18 protein-coding genes are annotated in these 20,100 nt (G+C 38.2%); all 18 read left to right on the top strand.

Annotated elements, in window-relative coordinates; all coding sequences use genetic code 11:
- Positions 1 to 140: 140 nt before the first annotated feature.
- The 18 genes from glmU (at position 141) to folK (ending at position 20,045) form a co-directional block, all read left to right on the top strand.
- Entirely contained in the window at positions 141 to 1,505 is a 1,365-nt protein-coding gene (gene glmU / locus LN051_RS10570; protein WP_229292467.1) for a bifunctional UDP-N-acetylglucosamine diphosphorylase/glucosamine-1-phosphate N-acetyltransferase GlmU, read from the top strand.
- Positions 1,506 to 1,576: 71 nt separating this feature from the next.
- Entirely contained in the window at positions 1,577 to 2,542 is a 966-nt protein-coding gene (locus LN051_RS10565; protein ID WP_229292466.1) for a ribose-phosphate diphosphokinase, read from the top strand.
- A 138-nt stretch (positions 2,543 to 2,680) separates the two neighbouring features.
- Positions 2,681 to 3,340 (top strand): 50S ribosomal protein L25/general stress protein Ctc, encoded by a 660-nt coding sequence (locus LN051_RS10560; protein WP_229292465.1) that lies wholly within the window; start codon positions 2,681 to 2,683, stop codon positions 3,338 to 3,340.
- Positions 3,341 to 3,771: 431 nt separating this feature from the next.
- Complete coding sequence (pth, locus tag LN051_RS10555) at positions 3,772 to 4,341, top strand: aminoacyl-tRNA hydrolase (protein WP_229292464.1); 570 nt, start codon at positions 3,772 to 3,774, stop codon at positions 4,339 to 4,341.
- Between the two features lie 50 nt (positions 4,342 to 4,391).
- Positions 4,392 to 7,850, top strand: a complete 3,459-nt coding sequence (gene mfd / locus LN051_RS10550; RefSeq protein WP_229293678.1) for a transcription-repair coupling factor — start codon at positions 4,392 to 4,394, stop codon at positions 7,848 to 7,850.
- Positions 7,840 to 9,369, top strand: a complete 1,530-nt coding sequence (locus LN051_RS10545) for a polysaccharide biosynthesis protein (protein ID WP_229292463.1) — start codon at positions 7,840 to 7,842, stop codon at positions 9,367 to 9,369. The genes mfd and LN051_RS10545 overlap by 11 nt, the downstream gene beginning before the upstream one ends.
- Positions 9,366 to 10,553, top strand: a complete 1,188-nt coding sequence (locus LN051_RS10540; protein WP_229292462.1) for a MazG nucleotide pyrophosphohydrolase domain-containing protein — start codon at positions 9,366 to 9,368, stop codon at positions 10,551 to 10,553. Before LN051_RS10545 ends, LN051_RS10540 begins: the two co-directional genes overlap by 4 nt.
- The gene (locus LN051_RS10535; protein ID WP_229292461.1) at positions 10,540 to 10,797 is read left to right on the top strand and encodes an RNA-binding S4 domain-containing protein; all 258 of its coding nucleotides are present in this window, start codon (positions 10,540 to 10,542) and stop codon (positions 10,795 to 10,797) included. The genes LN051_RS10540 and LN051_RS10535 overlap by 14 nt, the downstream gene beginning before the upstream one ends.
- A gap of 24 nt (positions 10,798 to 10,821) precedes the next feature.
- The gene (locus LN051_RS10530) at positions 10,822 to 11,217 is read left to right on the top strand and encodes an FtsB family cell division protein (RefSeq protein ID WP_229292460.1); all 396 of its coding nucleotides are present in this window, start codon (positions 10,822 to 10,824) and stop codon (positions 11,215 to 11,217) included.
- A gap of 168 nt (positions 11,218 to 11,385) precedes the next feature.
- Positions 11,386 to 11,763 (top strand): S1 domain-containing RNA-binding protein, encoded by a 378-nt coding sequence (locus LN051_RS10525; protein WP_229292459.1) that lies wholly within the window; start codon positions 11,386 to 11,388, stop codon positions 11,761 to 11,763.
- Positions 11,764 to 11,831: 68 nt separating this feature from the next.
- Positions 11,832 to 13,118 carry a tRNA lysidine(34) synthetase TilS gene (gene tilS / locus LN051_RS10520; RefSeq protein ID WP_229292458.1) on the top strand — a complete coding sequence of 429 codons (1,287 nt, stop codon included), beginning with the start codon at positions 11,832 to 11,834 and terminating at the stop codon, positions 13,116 to 13,118.
- A complete protein-coding gene (gene hpt, locus LN051_RS10515) occupies positions 13,108 to 13,647 on the top strand; it encodes a hypoxanthine phosphoribosyltransferase (RefSeq protein WP_039647092.1) in 540 nt (179 codons plus the stop codon). Before tilS ends, hpt begins: the two co-directional genes overlap by 11 nt.
- 145 nt (positions 13,648 to 13,792) lie before the next feature.
- A complete protein-coding gene (gene ftsH / locus LN051_RS10510; protein ID WP_229292457.1) occupies positions 13,793 to 15,925 on the top strand; it encodes an ATP-dependent zinc metalloprotease FtsH in 2,133 nt (710 codons plus the stop codon).
- A 146-nt stretch (positions 15,926 to 16,071) separates the two neighbouring features.
- Complete coding sequence (gene hslO / locus LN051_RS10505; RefSeq protein ID WP_229292456.1) at positions 16,072 to 16,962, top strand: Hsp33 family molecular chaperone HslO; 891 nt, start codon at positions 16,072 to 16,074, stop codon at positions 16,960 to 16,962.
- A 170-nt stretch (positions 16,963 to 17,132) separates the two neighbouring features.
- Positions 17,133 to 18,065 (top strand): cysteine synthase A, encoded by a 933-nt coding sequence (gene cysK, locus LN051_RS10500; RefSeq protein ID WP_229292455.1) that lies wholly within the window; start codon positions 17,133 to 17,135, stop codon positions 18,063 to 18,065.
- 355 nt (positions 18,066 to 18,420) lie between these two features.
- Entirely contained in the window at positions 18,421 to 19,212 is a 792-nt protein-coding gene (gene folP, locus LN051_RS10495; RefSeq protein ID WP_229292454.1) for a dihydropteroate synthase, read from the top strand.
- Positions 19,202 to 19,573 (top strand): dihydroneopterin aldolase, encoded by a 372-nt coding sequence (gene folB / locus LN051_RS10490; protein ID WP_229292453.1) that lies wholly within the window; start codon positions 19,202 to 19,204, stop codon positions 19,571 to 19,573. Before folP ends, folB begins: the two co-directional genes overlap by 11 nt.
- Positions 19,566 to 20,045, top strand: a complete 480-nt coding sequence (gene folK / locus LN051_RS10485; RefSeq protein ID WP_229292452.1) for a 2-amino-4-hydroxy-6-hydroxymethyldihydropteridine diphosphokinase — start codon at positions 19,566 to 19,568, stop codon at positions 20,043 to 20,045. Before folB ends, folK begins: the two co-directional genes overlap by 8 nt.
- The last annotated feature ends 55 nt before the right edge of the window (positions 20,046 to 20,100 follow it).

The following is a 20,100-nucleotide window of genomic DNA, read 5'->3' as shown; positions in this document are numbered from 1 at the left end:
TTGAGTTGATGCATGTTTCTACATAAAAGTCTGACGTAAAAATCGAAGAGTCACTTCATTTCTTCGTTTACTTCTTGAAAGTAACACTTCGCTTAAATTATAATTGTGTAGAAGTGTAAAAAAACTGGAGGGTTCATTCCATGCAAAAACATGCAATCGTTTTAGCAGCTGGTAAAGGTACTCGCATGAAGTCTAAAAAATGTAAAGTGCTTCATGAAGTAGCTGGAAAACCTATGATTGAGCACGTCATCGATCAAGTCAAATTGGCTGGCATCGAGAATATTGTAACTATTGTAGGCCACGGTGCTGAAAGCGTGAAGGAAACATTGGGGGATGTTTCTAAGTACAGTTTTCAACAAGAACAACTAGGAACAGCGCATGCAGTACAACAAGCAGAGGCGCATTTGGGTCAGTTGAAAGGTACGACAATTGTCGTTTGTGGAGATACGCCTTTAATTAAAGGTGACACATTATCTCAACTTCTTGCACATCATGAAGCTTCCAATGCGCAAGCTACAGTGCTATCAGCGACGACAGAGCAACCATTTGGTTACGGTAGAATTGTACGTGATTCAAGCACTAACTTGTTACAACGAATCGTAGAGGAAAAAGATGCAAGTGATGAGGAAAAACAAATTACGGAAATCAGTTCCGGAATATTTGCTTTTGATAACGAGACGTTATTTAAACTTTTACGTGAAGTGGATAATAACAATGCGCAAGGTGAGTACTACTTACCGCAAGTTTTAACTTTAATTCACCAACAAGCAGGACATGTTGCTGTTTACCATGCAGAGCATTTTGAAGAAATGATAGGTGTCAATGATCGAGTGGCATTGAGTCGTGCTGAACGTATCTATCGTGAACGTACGAATGAAGCGCACATGCATAACGGCGTTACTTTACTCGATCCCGCAACAACGTATATTGGTGCAGACGTTACAATAGGCACTGATACAGTGATTGAAGCAGGCGTTAAAATTTCAGGAAAGACTGAAATTGGAGAGAATGTCGTTGTCGGTCAATATTCAGAAATACACGACAGTGTCATTGAAGATGGCGTTACAATCAAGCAATCGGTCATTACTGAAGCTGTTGTAGGTTCAAAATCTAAAATCGGACCGTTTGCACAATTACGTCCAGGCAGTGATTTAGGCAGCGAGACTAAAATTGGCAACTTTGTCGAAATTAAAAAAGCCCGTTTAGATGACGGTGCTAAAGTATCACATTTAAGTTATATTGGTGACGCTGAAATAGGTGCACGTACCAACATAGGTTGCGGCTCTATTACAGTGAACTATGATGGCGTCAATAAATTTAAAACGATCATTGGTAAGGATGCATTTATTGGTTGCAATACGAACTTAGTCGCGCCTGTTTCTGTTGGAGATGGTGCGTTGATTGCAGCAGGTTCAACGATTACGGAAGATGTTCCCGAAGAGAGTTTAGCCCTTGCACGTGCAAGACAAACAACGAAGCCTGGTTACTTAAATCAAAACAAATAAACTTTTACAGTGAAAACTATTTATATCAATACATCAATCAACAAACCCTAGATCATATTGGAGGATAAAACATGTTAAATACCGAATATAAAAATTCGTCTTTAAAAATTTTCTCATTGAAAGGTAATGAACCCCTAGCTCAAGAAGTAGCGGATCACGTAGGTGTCGAATTAGGTAAATGTACAGTTAAGCGTTTTAGCGATGGAGAAATCCAAATCAACATTGAAGAAAGCATTCGTGGGTGTGATGTGTTCATCATTCAACCTACATCAAATCCTGTCAATGTGCATTTAATGGAATTACTCATTATGATTGATGCATGTAAACGTGCGTCTGCAGCGAACATTTCTATTGTAGTGCCTTACTATGGATATGCGAGACAAGACCGTAAAGCACGTAGCCGTGAACCTATCACTGCTAAACTTGTAGCAGATTTATTTGAAACTGCAGGCGCAGATCGCATGATTGCTCTAGATTTGCATGCGCCACAAATTCAAGGTTTCTTCGATATTCCAATTGATCACTTAATGGGTGTCCCTATTTTAGCGGACTATTTCTTAAACAACAAAGACATCGATCCTGAAAAATGCGTGGTCGTGTCACCGGACCATGGTGGTGTGACACGTGCGCGTAAATTAGCAGACTTTTTGAAAACGCCAATTGCGATTATCGATAAACGTCGCCCTAAACCAAACGTGGCAGAAGTTATGAATATTGTCGGTGAAATTGAAGGCCGTACAGCAATTATTATCGATGATATTATCGATACTGCAGGCACAATTACGCTAGCGGCACAAGCGTTGAAAGATAAAGGAGCTACAGAGGTGTATGCATGTTGTACACACCCAGTTTTATCTGGTCCAGCTAAAGAACGTATTGAAAATTCAGCGATTAAAGAACTTATTGTAACGAACTCAATTCAGTTGAAAGACGAACAAAAGCCAAATAATATTAAAGAATTATCAGTAGCAGAATTATTAGCGCAAGCCATTGTACGTGTATATGAGCGCGAATCTGTAAGTGTTTTATTTGACTAAGTAGTGTTGACGCAAACGTAAAATTTGTGTAAAATATTTCTGTTCGTGTCATTACGGACAAATACACACTTGCAAGCGACGCACAGTTGATGGGCAAGTGCTTGCACATAGGTGCATGAAGAAAGGTGGAAACGAAATATGGCTTCTTTAAAGTCTATTATTCGTCAAGGTAAACAAACTCGCGGTGACTTACGTAAAATCCGTGAAGCAGGTAAAGTACCTGCAGTAGTATATGGATACGGTACTAAAAACGTATCTGTAAAAGTTGATGAAGTTGAATTCATCAAATTAATTCGTGAAGTTGGACGTAACGGTGTTATCCAATTAGGCGTAGGTTCTAAAGAAATCAAAGTTATGGTATCTGATTACCAATTTGATCCACTTAAAAACCAAATCACACACATCGACTTCTTAGCGATCAACATGAGTGAAGAACGTACTGTAGAAGTACCTGTAAACTTAGTTGGTGAAGCGAAAGGTGCTAATGAAGGCGGCGTTGTTGAGCAACCATTATTCAACCTTGAAGTGACTGCTACTCCAGATAACATTCCTGAATCAATCGAAGTTGACGTTACTGAATTAGACGTAAACGAAAGTTTATCAGTTGCTGACATTAAAGTAACTGGCGACTTCACAATTGAAACTGCTCAAGATGAAACAGTTGTATCAGTAGTTGTTCCTACTGAAGAGCCAACTGAAGAAGAAATCGCTGCTATGGAAGGCGAAGATCAAACAGAAGAGCCAGAAGTTATCGGTGAATCTACTGAAGCAAGCGAAGAAGATAAAGAAGAAGCTTAATCTTCTCAACTCAGAAAGACACAATATCGGCTATTGCCGCTATTGTGTCTTTTTTAACGTCTCAATTTTATTTGGTGGAGGAGAGATGACAGGGGTTTCATAAGGTTCATCGATGGTTATTTCGTTTGTAAAATGAAGTTTAGTCTTGTTAATGCAAGGGGATATACTTGTACCTAAACAAAAAAAGAAGTGGTCACTGGAAAAGTGAGACGACAAAAATCAATTGATATTACTTGATTATGATGAATACTACGCTATAGAATGAACACTCAAAATGCTAAAAGGTGATAAAGCATAATAAGGATATACTACTTTCATACCAACTAGACGCCTTTTTTATAGCGTTTAATTCTCGGAGATGTATAATTATGTGTTAGTATGTAAGAGTGATGAATAAGGAACGTTAAAGATGATTTCGGGGAGGACACATAATGAAACTCATCGTCGGTTTAGGAAATATCGGCAAAAAATATGAACAAACACGTCATAATATTGGTTTTGAAGTAATCGATTACCTTTTGGACCGTCATCAATTTAAGTTAGATAAACAAAAATTTCGTGGTGCCTACACTGTTGAACATTTATTTGGCGAAAAAGTAATCTTTTTAGAACCACTAACTTTTATGAATTTATCAGGCGAAGCACTTAAGCCGCTGATGAATTACTACAATATCGAAATTGAAGATATTTTAGTTTTATATGATGATTTAGATCTAACGCAAGGTCAAATTCGTCTCCGACAAAAAGGGAGTGCTGGAGGACATAACGGTATTAAATCAATCATTCAGCATTTAGGAACACAAGAATTTAAACGCATTCGCATAGGAATTGATCGATCTTCACGTATTCCTATCGTCGATTACGTGTTACAAAAGTTTTCTTCTGAAGAAATGAAAACGATGCAACCGGTTATTGAATATGTTGCGGATGCCGTAGAGGCATTTATTCAAAATGAAAAATTCGAAAATGTAATGAATCAATATAATGGTGAAGTAAAGTGAAATCAATAATTAATGAAATAATCAATAGAGATAGACAATTTAAAGAATTGATGGCACATGTTGGAGAAGACAATGTGCTTGTGACAGGTCTAATGCCAAGTGCTAAAGCGGCGATGATTGCAGAAACGTATCATAGCACACACAGACAAGTACTACTCATTACAAATAATCTCTATCAAATGGATAAACTTGAGTCTGATTTACTGCAATTTGTACCAGATGATGAGATTTATAAATATCCTGTTCAAGACATTATGACCGAAGAATTTTCAACGCAAAGCCCGGAGCTTATGAGCGAACGTGTCCGCACCTTGACGGCACTCGCACATGAACGTCGAGGCTTGTTTGTCATTCCGTTAAATGGATTGAAAAAGTTAGTGACGCCTAAAGCGATATGGCAAGCACACCAATTGCATCTTGAGGTTGGAGAAGATATAGAGGTTGACCATTTTTTAGCACGACTGGTAAATATGGGTTATCGTCGTGAGTCTGTCGTGTCAAATATCGGTGAATTTTCTTTGCGTGGTGGTATTATTGATATTTATCCGTTATTAGGTGAACCCGTACGTATTGAATTATTTGATACAGAAGTCGACTCTATTCGCAAGTTTGATGTGGAAACACAACGCTCTTCAGATAATATTCAACATGTGGACATAACATCGGCGCATGACTATATTATTACTCCTGAAGTTCGTCAAAATTTGATTACAGAATTAAAAGCCGCCTATGAAGCAACACGTCCAAAAATTGATAAATCTGTCCGTCAAGAAGTTAAAGATACGTACGATAGTTTTAATATTATTGAGGATGAGTTACAGGATCCACAAGTTTTGAGACGACTTGTTGCATTTATGTATGAAAAAGAAACGACATTGCTGGATTATTTTAAAGACAATGTGGTCGTTATGGTTTATGAGTTTAATCGTGTTAAAGAAACAGAAGAAACGTTAACAACAGAAACAGAAGACTTTTTACAAAATTTGATTGAATCAGGAAAAGGTTTTATAGGACAACGTTTTATGGTTAATGATGCGATTGAACATATGTTAGCGCAGCGACCTGTCACATATTATACGCTTTTTACAGCTTCTATGTCCGTCAAACTTAACCAGATGATGAAATTTTCTTGTAAACCAGTTCAACAGTTTTATGGTCAATATGATATTATGACCTCTGAATTTCAACGTTATATGAAACAAGGCTATCGTATGGTTATTATCGCTGAAACAGAAACGAAAAAAGACCGTATTCAAGCGATGTTAAGTGAAATTCACGTTCCGACGTTATTAAATGCGGAAGTCGCTCAACTTGAAGCGGGGCATGCGACGATTATCGAAGGGAGTTTATCTGAAGGATTTGAGCTCCCATACATGTCTTTAGTTGTCATTACAGAGCGTGAGTTATTCAAATCTAAGCAAAAGAAAGCATCTAAAAAACGTCGTAAAACGATTAGTAATGCTGAAAAAATTAAATCTTATCAAGAGCTCAATGTTGGAGATTATGTGGTTCACATTCATCACGGTGTGGGGCGTTATTTAGGTGTTGAAACGTTAGAAGTTGGAGACGTTCACCGAGACTACATCAAAATTCAATATAAAGGTACAGACCAATTGTTTGTACCTGTTGATCAAATGGAGCAAGTCCAAAAATATGTAGGTTCCGAAGATAAGACGCCGAAACTTTACAAACTAGGTGGAAGCGATTGGAAAAAAACGAAAGCCAAAGTTCAAAGTAGCGTAGAAGATATTGCAGACGAATTAATCGCCTTGTATAAAGAACGTGAAAAATCAGAAGGCTATCAATTTGGTCCTGATACAGAAGAACAACAAGTATTTGAAATGGACTTTCCTTATGAATTAACAGAAGACCAAGCGAAGTCAATCGAAGAAATTAAAAATGACATGGAGCAAGCACGCCCTATGGATCGTTTGCTTTGTGGCGATGTAGGTTACGGGAAAACTGAAGTTGCTGTGCGCGCTGCTTTTAAAGCGGTAATGTCAGGGAAACAAGTCGCTTTTCTAGTTCCAACGACGATTTTAGCGCAACAGCACTACGAGACATTAATTGAACGAATGAGAGATTTTCCAGTTGAAATACATTTAATGAGTCGTTTTAGAACACCGAAAGAGGTTCGTGAAACGAAAGAAGGCTTAAAATCAGGCTTTGTAGATATTGTAGTTGGTACACATAAACTGTTAGGCAAAACGGTAGAGTACAAAGATTTAGGCTTACTTGTTGTTGATGAAGAACAACGCTTCGGTGTGCGCCATAAAGAAAAAATTAAGTCTTTGAAAGCGAATGTGGACGTATTAACATTAACGGCGACGCCTATCCCTAGAACATTACACATGAGTATGTTAGGGGTACGTGATTTATCGGTTATCGAAACGCCTCCTGAAAATCGTTTTCCTGTTCAAACTTATGTTTTAGAGCAAAACGGGAATTTCATTAAAGAAGCGTTAGAACGCGAATTGTCACGTGGTGGCCAAGTCTTTTATTTGTACAACAAAGTTCAGTCTATTTACGAAAAACGAGAACAGCTCCAAATGCTGATGCCGGACGCTTCGATAGGTGTGGCGCATGGCCAACTTCCTGAGCGCGATCTCGAAGAAACGATGCTTGATTTTATTAATGGTGAATATGACATCCTTGTCACAACAACAATTATCGAGACGGGTGTAGATGTACCTAATGCCAATACATTAATTATTGAAGAAGCCGACCGTTTTGGATTAAGTCAGTTGTATCAACTTCGGGGACGCGTTGGGCGTTCTAGTCGCATAGGCTATGCTTATTTCCTTCATACGCCTAATAAAGTGCTCAATGAAACAGCAGAAGAGCGTCTCCAGGCGATTAAAGAGTTTACGGAGCTCGGTAGTGGTTTTAAAATTGCGATGCGCGATTTAAATATTCGTGGCGCAGGAAATTTATTAGGTAAGCAACAACACGGCTTTATTGATTCAGTTGGTTTCGACTTATATTCTCAAATGTTAGAAGAAGCAGTTAATGAAAAACGAGGTATTAAAGAAGTTCAAGCGGTACCTGAAATTGAGATGGAATTACGTTTGGATGCGTATTTACCAGCAGAATATATTCGCAATGAACAAGCCAAGATTGAAATTTATAAAAAGCTACGTGCGACGGAAACGGAAACACAATTGATGGATATTAAAGACGAATTACTAGATCGCTTTAATGATTATCCACAAGAAGTTGCCCAACTTTTAGATACAGTTGAAATTAAAGTGCATCTCATGAAGGTAGGTGTACAAAATGTGAAAGATAAAGGCAAAACGGTAGAAATTTTATTGACGCAACAAGGTACGAATCGAATTGATGGGGAAGCACTCTTTAAAAATACGGAAGCCCTTGGCAGAAGTATGAAAGTAGGCGTTGAAGCGGGTTGCATGAAAGTGACCCTTACTAAAGGCAAACAATGGTTAGAGTCGCTTAAGTTTTTAGCTAAAACGATGGAAGAAAGTTTGAAACTTGATCATGTCGACTAAATCTGCATTTAATGGTGTCATTGTTTTAACCCTTGCATTAATCATTGTTAAAATTTTAAGCGCATTATATCGTGTTCCCTATCAAAATATCCTTGGAGATGATGGCTTATATGCCTATCAACAAATTTATCCTATCGTTGCTTTAGGTGTTGTTCTCGCTAGCAATGCAGTACCTAGTGCACTGACGCAAATGCTTGAAGGCGAAGAAGCGAATCGTTCACTCATTCGGAAGTTGATTGTGACTTTGCAAATGGTAGGCGTGTTATGTTGCGTGATACTTTTGATAGGCGCGCAATGGATTGCTCAAATTATGGGGGATATCGCGCTTGCACCGATGATACGTGCTGCGAGTGTCGCATTTTTAGTCGTTGGTATGCTAGGTGTGCTACGCGGTTATTTCCAAGCTAAATTTGACATGAATAAACCTGCTTTTTCACAGGTGATTGAACAAATGATACGTGTTGGCATCATAGGGATTGTCATCGTTTTATTTACACAACATCATTTGTCGATTTATCAAGCTGGCTTGTGGGCGATACTTGCTTCCACCTTAGGCTTTATAGGAGCTACAGTCTTTTTATGGTGGTTTGTAAAACTACCAAGTATCCCTGTACAACAAACGGTACAATGGCGTCAATTTGTTATTGCTACGGTGATTTTTGCGTTGAGCCAACTTATTGTCATTTTGTGGCAAGTGGTAGACAGTTTTACGATTATTAATGTATTACAACATTGGCAACATTTATCTTTTAATCGAGCGATTACGCAAAAAGGTATTTACGATCGAGGATCGTCGTTTATTCAAATGGGATTAATTGTGACAACCACTTTTTGTTTCGTACTCATTCCATTATTGACTGAGACTCGAAAAGCAGGTCAGTATCAACAAATGAATAGTTACGCGAACGCGTCCTTAAAAATCACTATCGTTATTAGTTGTGCAAGTGCGATTGGATTGATGAATTTATTACCCATGCTTAATCATGTATTTTTCAAAAGTAATGAACTTACTGTAACACTCTCTATCTATATGTTAACGGTTATTTTTGTGTCGTTAATTATGATGTATATTGCACTTTTAGAAGTACAGCATCAATATCGCGCTATTTTAATTGGTTTTAGTATGGGATTGGTGATAAAAGCGTTCCTAAATTGGCTCTTAATCTCACATTTTGGCATTGTGGGAGCGAGCATTGCGACAGTATGTGCACTTCTTGTGTTTGCAATTTATTTACATCGACATATAAGACAAGCTTATCGGCTTTATGCACTAAGAAAATTTTATTTTAAATTGGTTGTCGCTTTATTGGTAATGACAGCTAGTGTACAATTAACACATTACCTTATTCCATCGATTTCTAGAATTGGTGGCCTAATCGAATTGGCAATTAGTGCAATGATTGGCGTAGTAAGCATTGTGTTAATGCTTGTATGGATGCATATTTTAGATGAGGAGGAATGGGTACATTTACCATTCGGTGATAAAATCATTCCTATTATGAAAAGGAGATCGTCATGACACATCAAATTTCAATTATTGGTCTAGGCAATTACGGTTTGGATGATTTGCCTTTAGGTGTCTATCGTTTTTTACAAGCGCAATCTACGTTGTATGTGCGTACGAAAGACCATCCAGTAATTTCAGAAATGGAAAATATAGAAATTCACAGTTTCGATGACATATACGAACAATACGACACATTCGAACCGGTTTATGAAGCCATTACGGATGAACTTTTACAACGCGCACAAACTGAAGCGATTGTTTATGCCGTGCCTGGTCACCCGAGAGTCGCTGAAACAACAACACAACTATTATTCAAAAAAGCACCACAATATAATGTTGCTGTGGAAGTGCGTGGGGGCAGAAGTTTTATTGATGATGTATTTGCGGCGGTTGCTATGGATCCCAATGATGGATTTACGATGCTTGATGCAACAGCGCTCCAAGAAACATCTTTAAATCCAAGAACAACGACTTTAATCACACAAGTATATAGTGCGATGGTAGCAGGAGATTTAAAATTAACATTAATGCAACGCTATCCGGATGATTTTAAAGTACATATTGTGGACGGAGCGCATCAGAGCGGTGCCAAACAATATACGTGTGCTTTGTATGAGCTTGACCACGAAGATGTATTTACTAATTTAACTAGCGTTGTCATTCCGAAAGTGACAGAGGACACAGCTTTGTATGGAGACTTTGATTTTGCAGATCAAGTCATTTCAAAACTGGTCGATGATGAAACGGGATGCCCGTGGGATAAAGTTCAAACGCATGAGTCGTTAAAACGTTATTTGCTTGAAGAAACATTTGAGCTTTTTGAAGCGATTGATCATGAAGATGATTGGCATATGATTGAAGAGTTAGGAGATATACTACTTCAAGTTTTATTACATGCTAATATTGGACGAAAACAAGATTACATGGATTCACGAGAAATTGTCGCTAGCTTATCTGAAAAAATGATTCGTCGTCACCCTCATATTTTTAGTGATAGTGAAGCAACAAATGTTGAGGATGTTAAAACGATATGGCAACAACAAAAAGCGGCGGAAGGGAAGCCGTCTCGTGTCAAATTCGAGAAAGTATTTGCGACGCATTTTTTAAAATTGTATGATGAAGTCAAAAATCAAGACTTGTCAGAAGAAGCATTAAAAGCCTACATTGAACGAGGAGGTCATCATGAGACTCGATAAATATTTAAAAGTATCTCGCTTAATTAAACGACGTACTCTAGCAAAAGAGATTAGCGATCAGGGGCGCGTTAAAGTAAACGGACAAACAGCTAAGGCGGGAACAGACGTTAAAGTAGAAGACGTCATTGAGATTCAGTTTGGACAAAAAATTGTGACGATTAAAGTGACTGGGCTTAATGAACATGCAACGAAAGAAAATGCTAAAGGGATGTATGAAATCTTAAAAGAATCACGTATTGATTAGGGAAGCAAAGAAAGGTGATGCCGCATGAATCGTAAAGTTCAAAATATCGGCAATCAATATACATCACAAAAAAATGCTAAAAAACGACGCCATGAACAACGTAAGCGCGTAGTGAAAAAGCGTGTTATGGTTTTTGGTGGGCTACTGTTAGCTATTATTGTTGTATTGCTATTGATGGTGTTTGCACAAATTAAAAGTAATAATGAAGCTTCTAATGAACGTCAGGCGAAAGAAGAAGAATATCAAAAATTACAAGATAAAGAGATTGAGCTTAAAGAGCAACTGAACAACTTAAATGATCCATCCTATATCGAGAAAGTAGCGCGAGATGAATATTATTTAAGTAATGACGGTGAAATCATCTTTAAGTTGCCTGAAGATCAACCAGATCAAAAGAAAAAGAATAAGCAAAAAGAATAATTTGTGATGAGACAGATCTACCTCCAACGATAGAAGGGACATCTGTCTCATTTTAGTTTTAGTAAAATACGTAAATAAAATAGTGAATCATCAATTTGTCATTGTGAAAATAGTAGAACACACGTATAATAGAACTAAATATCGAACTCGGGAGGATGCATTCAAACAATGTCAATCGAAGTAGGAAGTAAGGTCAAAGGTAAAGTCACTGGTATCAAAAAATTCGGTGCATTTGTGGAGTTGCCTGAAGGAAAAAGCGGATTAGTTCATATCAGTGAAGTTGCTGATAACTATGTAGAAAACGTGGAAGATCACTTAACTGTCGGGGATGAAGTAGAGGTTAAAGTATTAACCGTAGCGGATGATGGTAAAATCAGTTTATCTATTAAAAAAGCCAAAGAACGTCCACGTAGACAAAAGCCGGCACAAAAACCAGAAGACTTTGAGAAAAAACTATCAAACTTCTTAAAAGATAGTGAGGACAAACTTACTTCTATTAAGCGTCAAACAGAATCAAGACGTGGTGGTAGAGGCGCGCGTCGTTAATTTAATGAAGGGGGTTGAGAAGCGAAGGCACACTTTGAATCTCAACCCTTATTTTGTGTGGAGGTCGTATGATGAACATAACTTGGAAACCAGATGATCATCTTGTTGTTGCCGTTTCAACAGGTATCGATAGCATGGTCTTATTGTATCGATTATTACATCACTATCCATCGACATATCGACAATTGACGGTACTACATGTTCATCATGGTGTCCGTCAATCTTCTGATGAAGAAGCACAATTTTTAACACGTTATTGTGAGGCGCATCAAGTTGCTGTTCATATCCATTTATTGGATTTAAACACAACGCTTCAAGCACAGCGGAGTATTCAAAATGAAGCGAGACAAGCGCGATATGCATGGTTTGATTCAATGATGCATCAATTACAAGCAGATGTATTACTGACTGCACATCATTTTGATGACCAAATGGAAACAATTTTTTACCGTGTATTTACTGGTAAAGTGTTACGAAGCACTTTAGGCATTGAAGCTTGCGAACAACGAAAAGGGTATCGTCTCGTTCGGCCAATGCTAGAAGAAACAAAATCAGATATTCAAGCATTTCAACAAACGCACCAAGTCCCTTATTTTGAAGATGAAAGTAACCAAGACACAAAGTATGTGCGCAATGCGATTCGAAATGAAATACTGCCTCTAATTGAGTCAAATGCACAATTTAAAACAGAACATTTAAATAAATTATATGAAATGCATAAAGCATCCCTTGCGCATTTTGAAACGATAGCTCAAACATATATAGAAACAAAAGTTACAGAGGGTGCAAAAGGCTATGAAATGTCACTAGCATCGTTTCTTAAATGTCCGGAGCATGTTAGGATGATTATTTTAGATAAATTGATACAAAAGTGGGATACATTTGCAAGGATTAGCGATGCTCAGTATCAAGATTGGTTCGCAAAAATGGCGCGTCACGTGGCACAATTAGAGCTTTATACGTCAAACACGTGGCGCATTAACATCGTGTATGATAAATTAACCATAGCTGCTGCTATTCAAAAAATACAACCGACACCCATTCAAATTGACGCACCAGGATGTTATATATTTGGAGATTATCAAATTGAATTGAATGCATTAGCAGACGTACATTTACCAATACACATCCGTCCACGCCAAACAGGAGATCGTGTGACGTTACACCAACATGGACATAAAAAAATATCGCGCTTAATGATTGATGCCAAAGTACCTCAAGATGAACGCAATCGCATTCCCGTGATTGTGGACGCCAAAGGGCAAATTCTAGCGGTAGGTGAATTGTATCAGTTTAAAACATACAAACATTTAATTAATATCGCATATTTAGGAGATGAAGGAAATGAAAAATGATTTAAAGGATGTACTACTAACAGAAACAGAAATTTATGACATTTGTGATAAATTAGGTCATGCGATTACTGAAGATTATCGTGGTAAAGACTTATTATGTGTCGGTATTTTAAAAGGCTCCGTATTATTTATGACAGATTTAATCAAACGTATTGATACGCCTTTATCAATTGATTTTATGGATGTTTCAAGTTACCACGGTGGTACAGAATCAACAGGGGAAGTACAAATTTTAAAAGATTTAAGTACGTCTATCGAAAATAAAGATGTTTTAATCATTGAAGACATTCTTGAAACTGGAACAACGCTTAAATCAATTACAGAATTATTAGCCTCACGCCGTGTAAAATCATTGGAAATTGTGACGTTACTAGATAAGCCTAATCGTCGTAAAGCTGACATTGAAGCGAAATACGTAGGACGTCAAATTCCAGACGAATTTGTGGTAGGATATGGATTGGACTATAAGGAAAAATATCGAAATTTACCTTATATCGGTACTTTAAAACCAGCAATTTATGAGCAATAAACGCAAAGTGCTATGTAATAGGCTTCAAAGTTATCGTGCAATTGACGTATTGACGTCCGTAACTAATGTCTATTACTAGCCAGCCGTAATTAAGTTATGGTAAAATTTTTCTTAGTTTTATATTTGAAGTAGGAGGAAACGACGCATGCAAAAAGCTTTTCGTAATGTGCTGTTTATAGCTTTAATCGGCGTTGTAATGTTTGGGCTCTTTTCTTGGATTAACGGGAATGGAAAAGTGCCTAAAGAACTTACGTACAAGCAATTTACACAAGAATTAAAAGACGGCAAACTTAAAACATTAGAAGTACAGCCGGAAAACAACGTGTACAAAGTAAGTGGTAAGTTAAACAACGGAGATGACTATTCATCAACGATTTTATTTAATAATGATAAAGAGCTAGAACAGGTTACTGATATCGCCAAAGATCAGAAAAACTTAGAATTTACGGTTAAAGAGGAAGAAGGACAAAGTGTATTTGTTAGTATACTAACTACATTGATTCCTGTCTTAGTCATCGCACTACTCTTTATCTTCTTCTTAAGCCAAGCACAAGGTGGCGGCGGTGGTGGCCGTATGATGAATTTTGGTAAATCTAAAGCCAAAATGTACGACAACCAAAAACGACGTGTCCGTTTTACAGATGTTGCTGGTGCTGATGAAGAGAAACAAGAATTAATTGAAATTGTTGATTTCTTAAAAGATAACAAGAAATTTAAACAAATGGGCTCACGTATACCGAAAGGGGTCTTACTTGTTGGGCCTCCAGGTACAGGTAAAACATTACTCGCACGAGCTGTTGCGGGTGAAGCGGGTGTACCATTCTTCTCAATCAGTGGTTCGGATTTCGTTGAGATGTTTGTAGGTGTTGGTGCGAGCCGTGTGCGTGACTTATTTGAAAACGCGAAAAAGAATGCGCCGTGTATCATTTTTATAGATGAGATTGATGCTGTAGGTCGTCAACGTGGTGCTGGTGTCGGTGGTGGACATGATGAACGTGAACAAACACTGAACCAATTACTCGTTGAAATGGATGGATTTGGTGAAAACGAAGGTATCATTATGATTGCTGCAACAAACCGTCCAGATATTTTAGATCCCGCTTTATTACGTCCAGGTCGATTCGACCGACAAATTCAAGTAGGTCGTCCGGATGTTAAAGGTCGTGAAGCAGTATTACATGTACATGCGAAAAACAAACCTTTAGACGAAACGGTAGATTTAAAAGCTATCGCACAACGTACACCTGGTTTTTCAGGTGCTGATTTAGAAAATTTATTAAACGAAGCATCGTTAATTGCTGCGCGTAGTGGTAAGAAGAAAATTGATATGCGTGATATCGAAGAAGCGACAGACCGTGTCATTGCCGGTCCAGCTAAAAAATCACGTGTGATTTCGGACAAGGAGCGTAACATAGTTGCGCACCATGAAGCAGGACATACTGTCATTGGAATGGTGCTTGACGAAGCTGAAGTGGTGCATAAAGTGACTATCGTACCACGTGGCCAAGCAGGCGGTTATGCGATGATGTTACCTAAACAAGACCGTTTCTTAATGACAGAGCCAGAGATGCTCGACAAGATTTGTGGACTTCTTGGTGGTCGAGTGGCAGAAGATATCATTTTTGATGAAGTTTCTACAGGAGCTTCTAATGACTTTGAGCGTGCAACGCAATTGGCACGTCAAATGGTAACAGAATATGGTATGAGTAAAAAACTTGGACCATTACAATTTTCACACGGTGGCGGACAAGTCTTTTTAGGAAAAGATATGTCAGGCCAACCTGAATATTCAGGACAAATTGCTTACGAAATCGATAAAGAAGTTCAACGTATTATTAAAGAACAATACGAACGTTGTAAACAAATTCTTACAGAACATGAAGCTCAATTAAGATTAATTGCTGAAACATTACTTACTGAAGAGACATTGGTTGCTGAGCAAATTCAATCACTTTTCCATGAAGGTCACTTACCAGTAGTGAACTATGATGATGCAAAAGTAGTTGAACGCAACGACAGTGAATTTGAAGAAGGTAAATATGGCAAATCTTACGACGAAATTCGACGTGAGCAAGAAGACTTAACAAATCGTTCGCGTGCAGGTGTATCTAAACGTCAAGTTGATGCTAAAGAAGAACAATCAGATGCTCAAGGGCATCACGACACAAAAGATGCATCACGTCAAAACGACAGTGACCGTGAATCATCTGGCGACACTACAGGTTATGCAGAAGAACCTAAAATTGATCGTCCAGGCGAAGATAAACCGCCACGCTAATGGAATAAAATGCCGTCTCGAAATATTGCTTTCGAGACGGCTTCTTTTTGAGTTGAGTTTAACTTGAACGTAAGAATCATATTAGTTGAGTGAACACGCCAATGCGATTATTATAAAAAATGAAACAAATGAAGGAGCGAATAGCAATGACTCAAGATTATATCGTCAAGGCATTAGCCTATAACGGCGAAATACGCGCGTACAGTGCGAAAACATCCGCTACTATCCAAGAAGCGCAAACACGTCATTACACTTGGCCTACAGCATCAGCTGCATTAGGAAGAACGATGACAGCGGCACTAATGATGGGGGCAATGTTGAAAGGCGAACAGAAGTTAACGGTGACTGTAGATGGTGGTGGTCCAATCGGCAAAATTATTGCTGATGCCAATGCTAACGGCAAAGTCCGTGGCTATGTGACACATCCGCAAACGCATTTCCCTTTGAATGACGCAGGGAAATTAGATGTGCGTCGCGCGGTAGGCACTACTGGCGCAATCAATGTTGTAAAAGACGTTGGGATGAGAGATTATTATACAGGCAATAGCCCGATTGTTTCTGGTGAGCTTGGTGAAGATTTCACTTATTACTTTGCCAATAGTGAACAAACGCCTTCTTCTGTAGGTGTGGGAGTCCTTGTGAATCCTGATAACTCAATCAAAGCGGCAGGTGGTTTTATTATTCAAGTGATGCCGGGAGCAAAAGAAGAAACAATTGATAAACTAGAAGCTGCGATTGCGACAATGACACCAGTATCTCAACTTGTTGATGACGGTTTAACGCCAGAGCAGATGCTCATCCATATTTTTGGCGAAGACAATGTTGAATTTTTAGAAACGATTCCTGCACAATTTGAATGCCAGTGTGGGCATGATAAATTTTTAAATGCAATGCGAGGTTTAGGTGAAGCTGAAATCGAGAATATGATTAAAGTAGACCATGGGGCAGAGGCAGAATGTCATTTTTGTCGTTCCAAATACCAATATACTGAAGAAGAATTGCAAGGTGTACTGAACGAACTCAAGCAACAACGTTAGAAAGTTACAGTGTGCTACGGGGCGAATGATGAGGTTGTCCTCAATTATTTTTTCTTTAGATTAAGCATCAGGCTTTTTTAATTGTCAGAAAAATGATACACTGTATTTATATCCGATTTAAAAACTAAGTATTCTAGGGATGAATATTAAAATAAAGTGAGGTTATTAAAATGGTAAGAAAACCTGTAGAAAATATTACTGAAATCATTGGTCAAACACCCGTAGTAAAATTAAGACACCAAGCTGGTGAAGATGCAGCAGACATCTATGTCAAATTAGAATACCAAAACCCAGGTGGTTCAGTTAAAGACCGTATTGCTTTAGCGATGATTGAACAAGCTGAAAAAGACGGCAAAATTAAACCAGGTGATACCATTGTTGAACCTACAAGTGGTAACACAGGTATTGGTTTAGCATTTGTATGTGCAGCAAAAGGCTATAAAGCGGTATTTACAATGCCAGAAACGATGAGCCAAGAGCGACGTAACTTATTAAAAGCTTATGGTGCTGAATTAGTTTTAACACCAGGGGCTGAAGCGATGAAAGGTGCAATCAAAAAAGCTAAAGAATTAAAAGAAGCACACGGCTATTTCGAACCACAACAATTCGAAAACCCTGCAAACCCTAGAGTTCATGAACTTACAACAGGACCTGAGCTTGTGGAACAATTCGAAGGTAAAACAATCGATGCATTTTTAGCAGGTGTCGGTACAGGCGGTACATTATCAGGTGCTGGTAAAGTATTAAAAGAAAAATACCCTAACATTCAACTTGTTGCGATAGAGCCAGAAGATTCTCCAGTGTTGAGCGGTGGAGAACCTGGACCACATAAATTACAAGGTTTAGGTGCAGGATTTGTTCCTGATACGTTAAACACTGAAATTTATGATGAAGTCATCAAAGTCGGTAACGAAGTGGCAATGGAAACGTCTCGTCGTGTGGCAAAAGAAGAAGGGATATTAGGTGGAATTTCTTCAGGTGCGGCGATTCATGCAGCGATTCAAAAAGCGAAAGAATTAGGTAAAGGTAAAACAGTTGTAACTGTCTTACCAAGTAACGGTGAACGTTACTTATCAACGCCACTATACCATTTTGAAAATTAAAAGGATGAAAGTATCTCCTGAACGTAGCGTGAAATGACAAAAGCATGTAGCGTCTAGTTCAGAGTTACATTGTATAAAAATTTATTAAGATGAGCGATGAAGAATTCTGTGTGATAGATTTCTTCATCGCTATTTTTGTTTTAGTTGGTGGGACAACGAAATCAAATAGATTTCTGTCCCACATCTAATAAGAAAGCAACTGTTAAAAGTCACAGTAGCTGTCTGGATTGAAAATATTCTTATGTCCTGCACATGTAACGCGTCTCTTTTTGTGCTATTGAATAGCGGTATTATAGTATGAATAAAGCACAAATTTGCTATAATGGATATATTCATATAGAAAGGATGACCCACTATGCAAACTACACAAATCATGGGGATTTTAAATGTGACACCTGACTCATTTTCAGATGGTGGAATGTACAACGATGTAGAAAAAGCAGTGCGTCACGCAGAACGAATGGTCAAGGAAGGCGCACATATTATTGATGTTGGTGGTGTATCAACCCGTCCTGGCCATGAAACAGTGAGCGTAGAGGAGGAATTACAACGTGTTATCCCTGTTGTGAAAGCATTAAAGGGGATTCCAGCACAAATATCTGTAGATACATTTCGAAGTGAAGTCGCTGAAGCTGCATTGAAAGCGGGCGCTCACATTATTAATGATCAATGGGCAGGTCTTTATGACGAAGCTATTTTAAAAGTGGTTGCCCGATATGATGCTGAAATCATTCTCATGCATAACGGCGATGATCAACGTGATGCGCCCGTCGTAGATGAAATGCTAGTGACATTGTTGAAACAAGCGAATAAAGCAGTGCTTGCTGGTATTCCTCAACAGAAGGTTTGGTTAGATCCTGGAATTGGTTTTGCGAAAACGCGCGAAGAAGAACAAGAAGTGATGAAGCGTTTAGACGAACTCGTTGCGACAGGATTTAAAGTGTTATTGGCAACAAGTCGAAAACGTTTTATTAAAGAAATTTTAGGCGGGGACAATAAAGTAGATGAGCGCGACGAAGCTACCGCTGCGACGACTGCTTACGGTATTATGAAAGGTGTTCATGGTGTGCGTGTTCATAACGTTCAAATGAATGCACGTCTCGCCAAAGCGATGGATACATTGAAAGGATATGAAGATGAGAGATAATATTTTTTTAAAAGGGCTAGAATTTTATGCTTATCACGGCGCATTACCAGCAGAAAATGAAATTGGACAAGTTTTTGTCGTAGATATCGAACTAAAAGTAGATTTGTCTGAAGCAGGAAAATCTGACCGCGTAGAAGATACCGTTCATTATGGAGAAGTCTATGAAGATGTTAAAGCCATTATGGAAGGCTCACCTGTGAATTTACTTGAATATCTTGCCGAACATATTGCAAAGCGTATAAATTCACACTATAATCGTGTAATGGAAACGAAAGTTAGAATTACGAAAAAGAACCCACCAATTCATGGTATCTATGACGGGGTGGGGATTGAAATTGTGAGGGCAAAACATCATGGTTGATGTTTATTTAGGCTTAGGAAGTAATATCGGCAATCGAGCAGAGCAACTTAAAGATGCAATTGAACGCATTGGCCAATTAAATGATGTCGATATTCAACATGTCTCTTCCATGTATGAAACAAAACCAGTCGGATATGTAGCGCAACCAGACTTTTTAAACCTATGTCTACATGTTAAAACAACATGTACCCCAGAAGTATTACTAGAAAAATGTTTAACCATCGAAAAGGACTTGCATCGTGTACGCAAAGAACGCTGGGGTCCTCGAACAATGGATATAGATATTTTATTGTATGGTGATAAAATTATTGAGACAGACCGACTTACTATACCACACCCAAGAATGACTGAACGTGCGTTCGTAATGATACCTCTAAATGAGATTGCTTCACAAGTTGTTGAACCACGTAGCCAAAAAACAATTCATTCTCTTGTTCAATCTGACGAAACAGTTGTAAAATATGAAGGTTGATTCAAATTTAGGCCAGGTTCAACAAAGTATGTTGGCATCAGTGTCTAATTCGTAA

Origin of the sequence: Staphylococcus ratti (assembly GCF_020883535.1) — a bacterium.
GTDB lineage: Bacteria > Bacillota > Bacilli > Staphylococcales > Staphylococcaceae > Staphylococcus > Staphylococcus ratti.
This window is presented reverse-complemented; position numbering and strand designations above follow the sequence as displayed.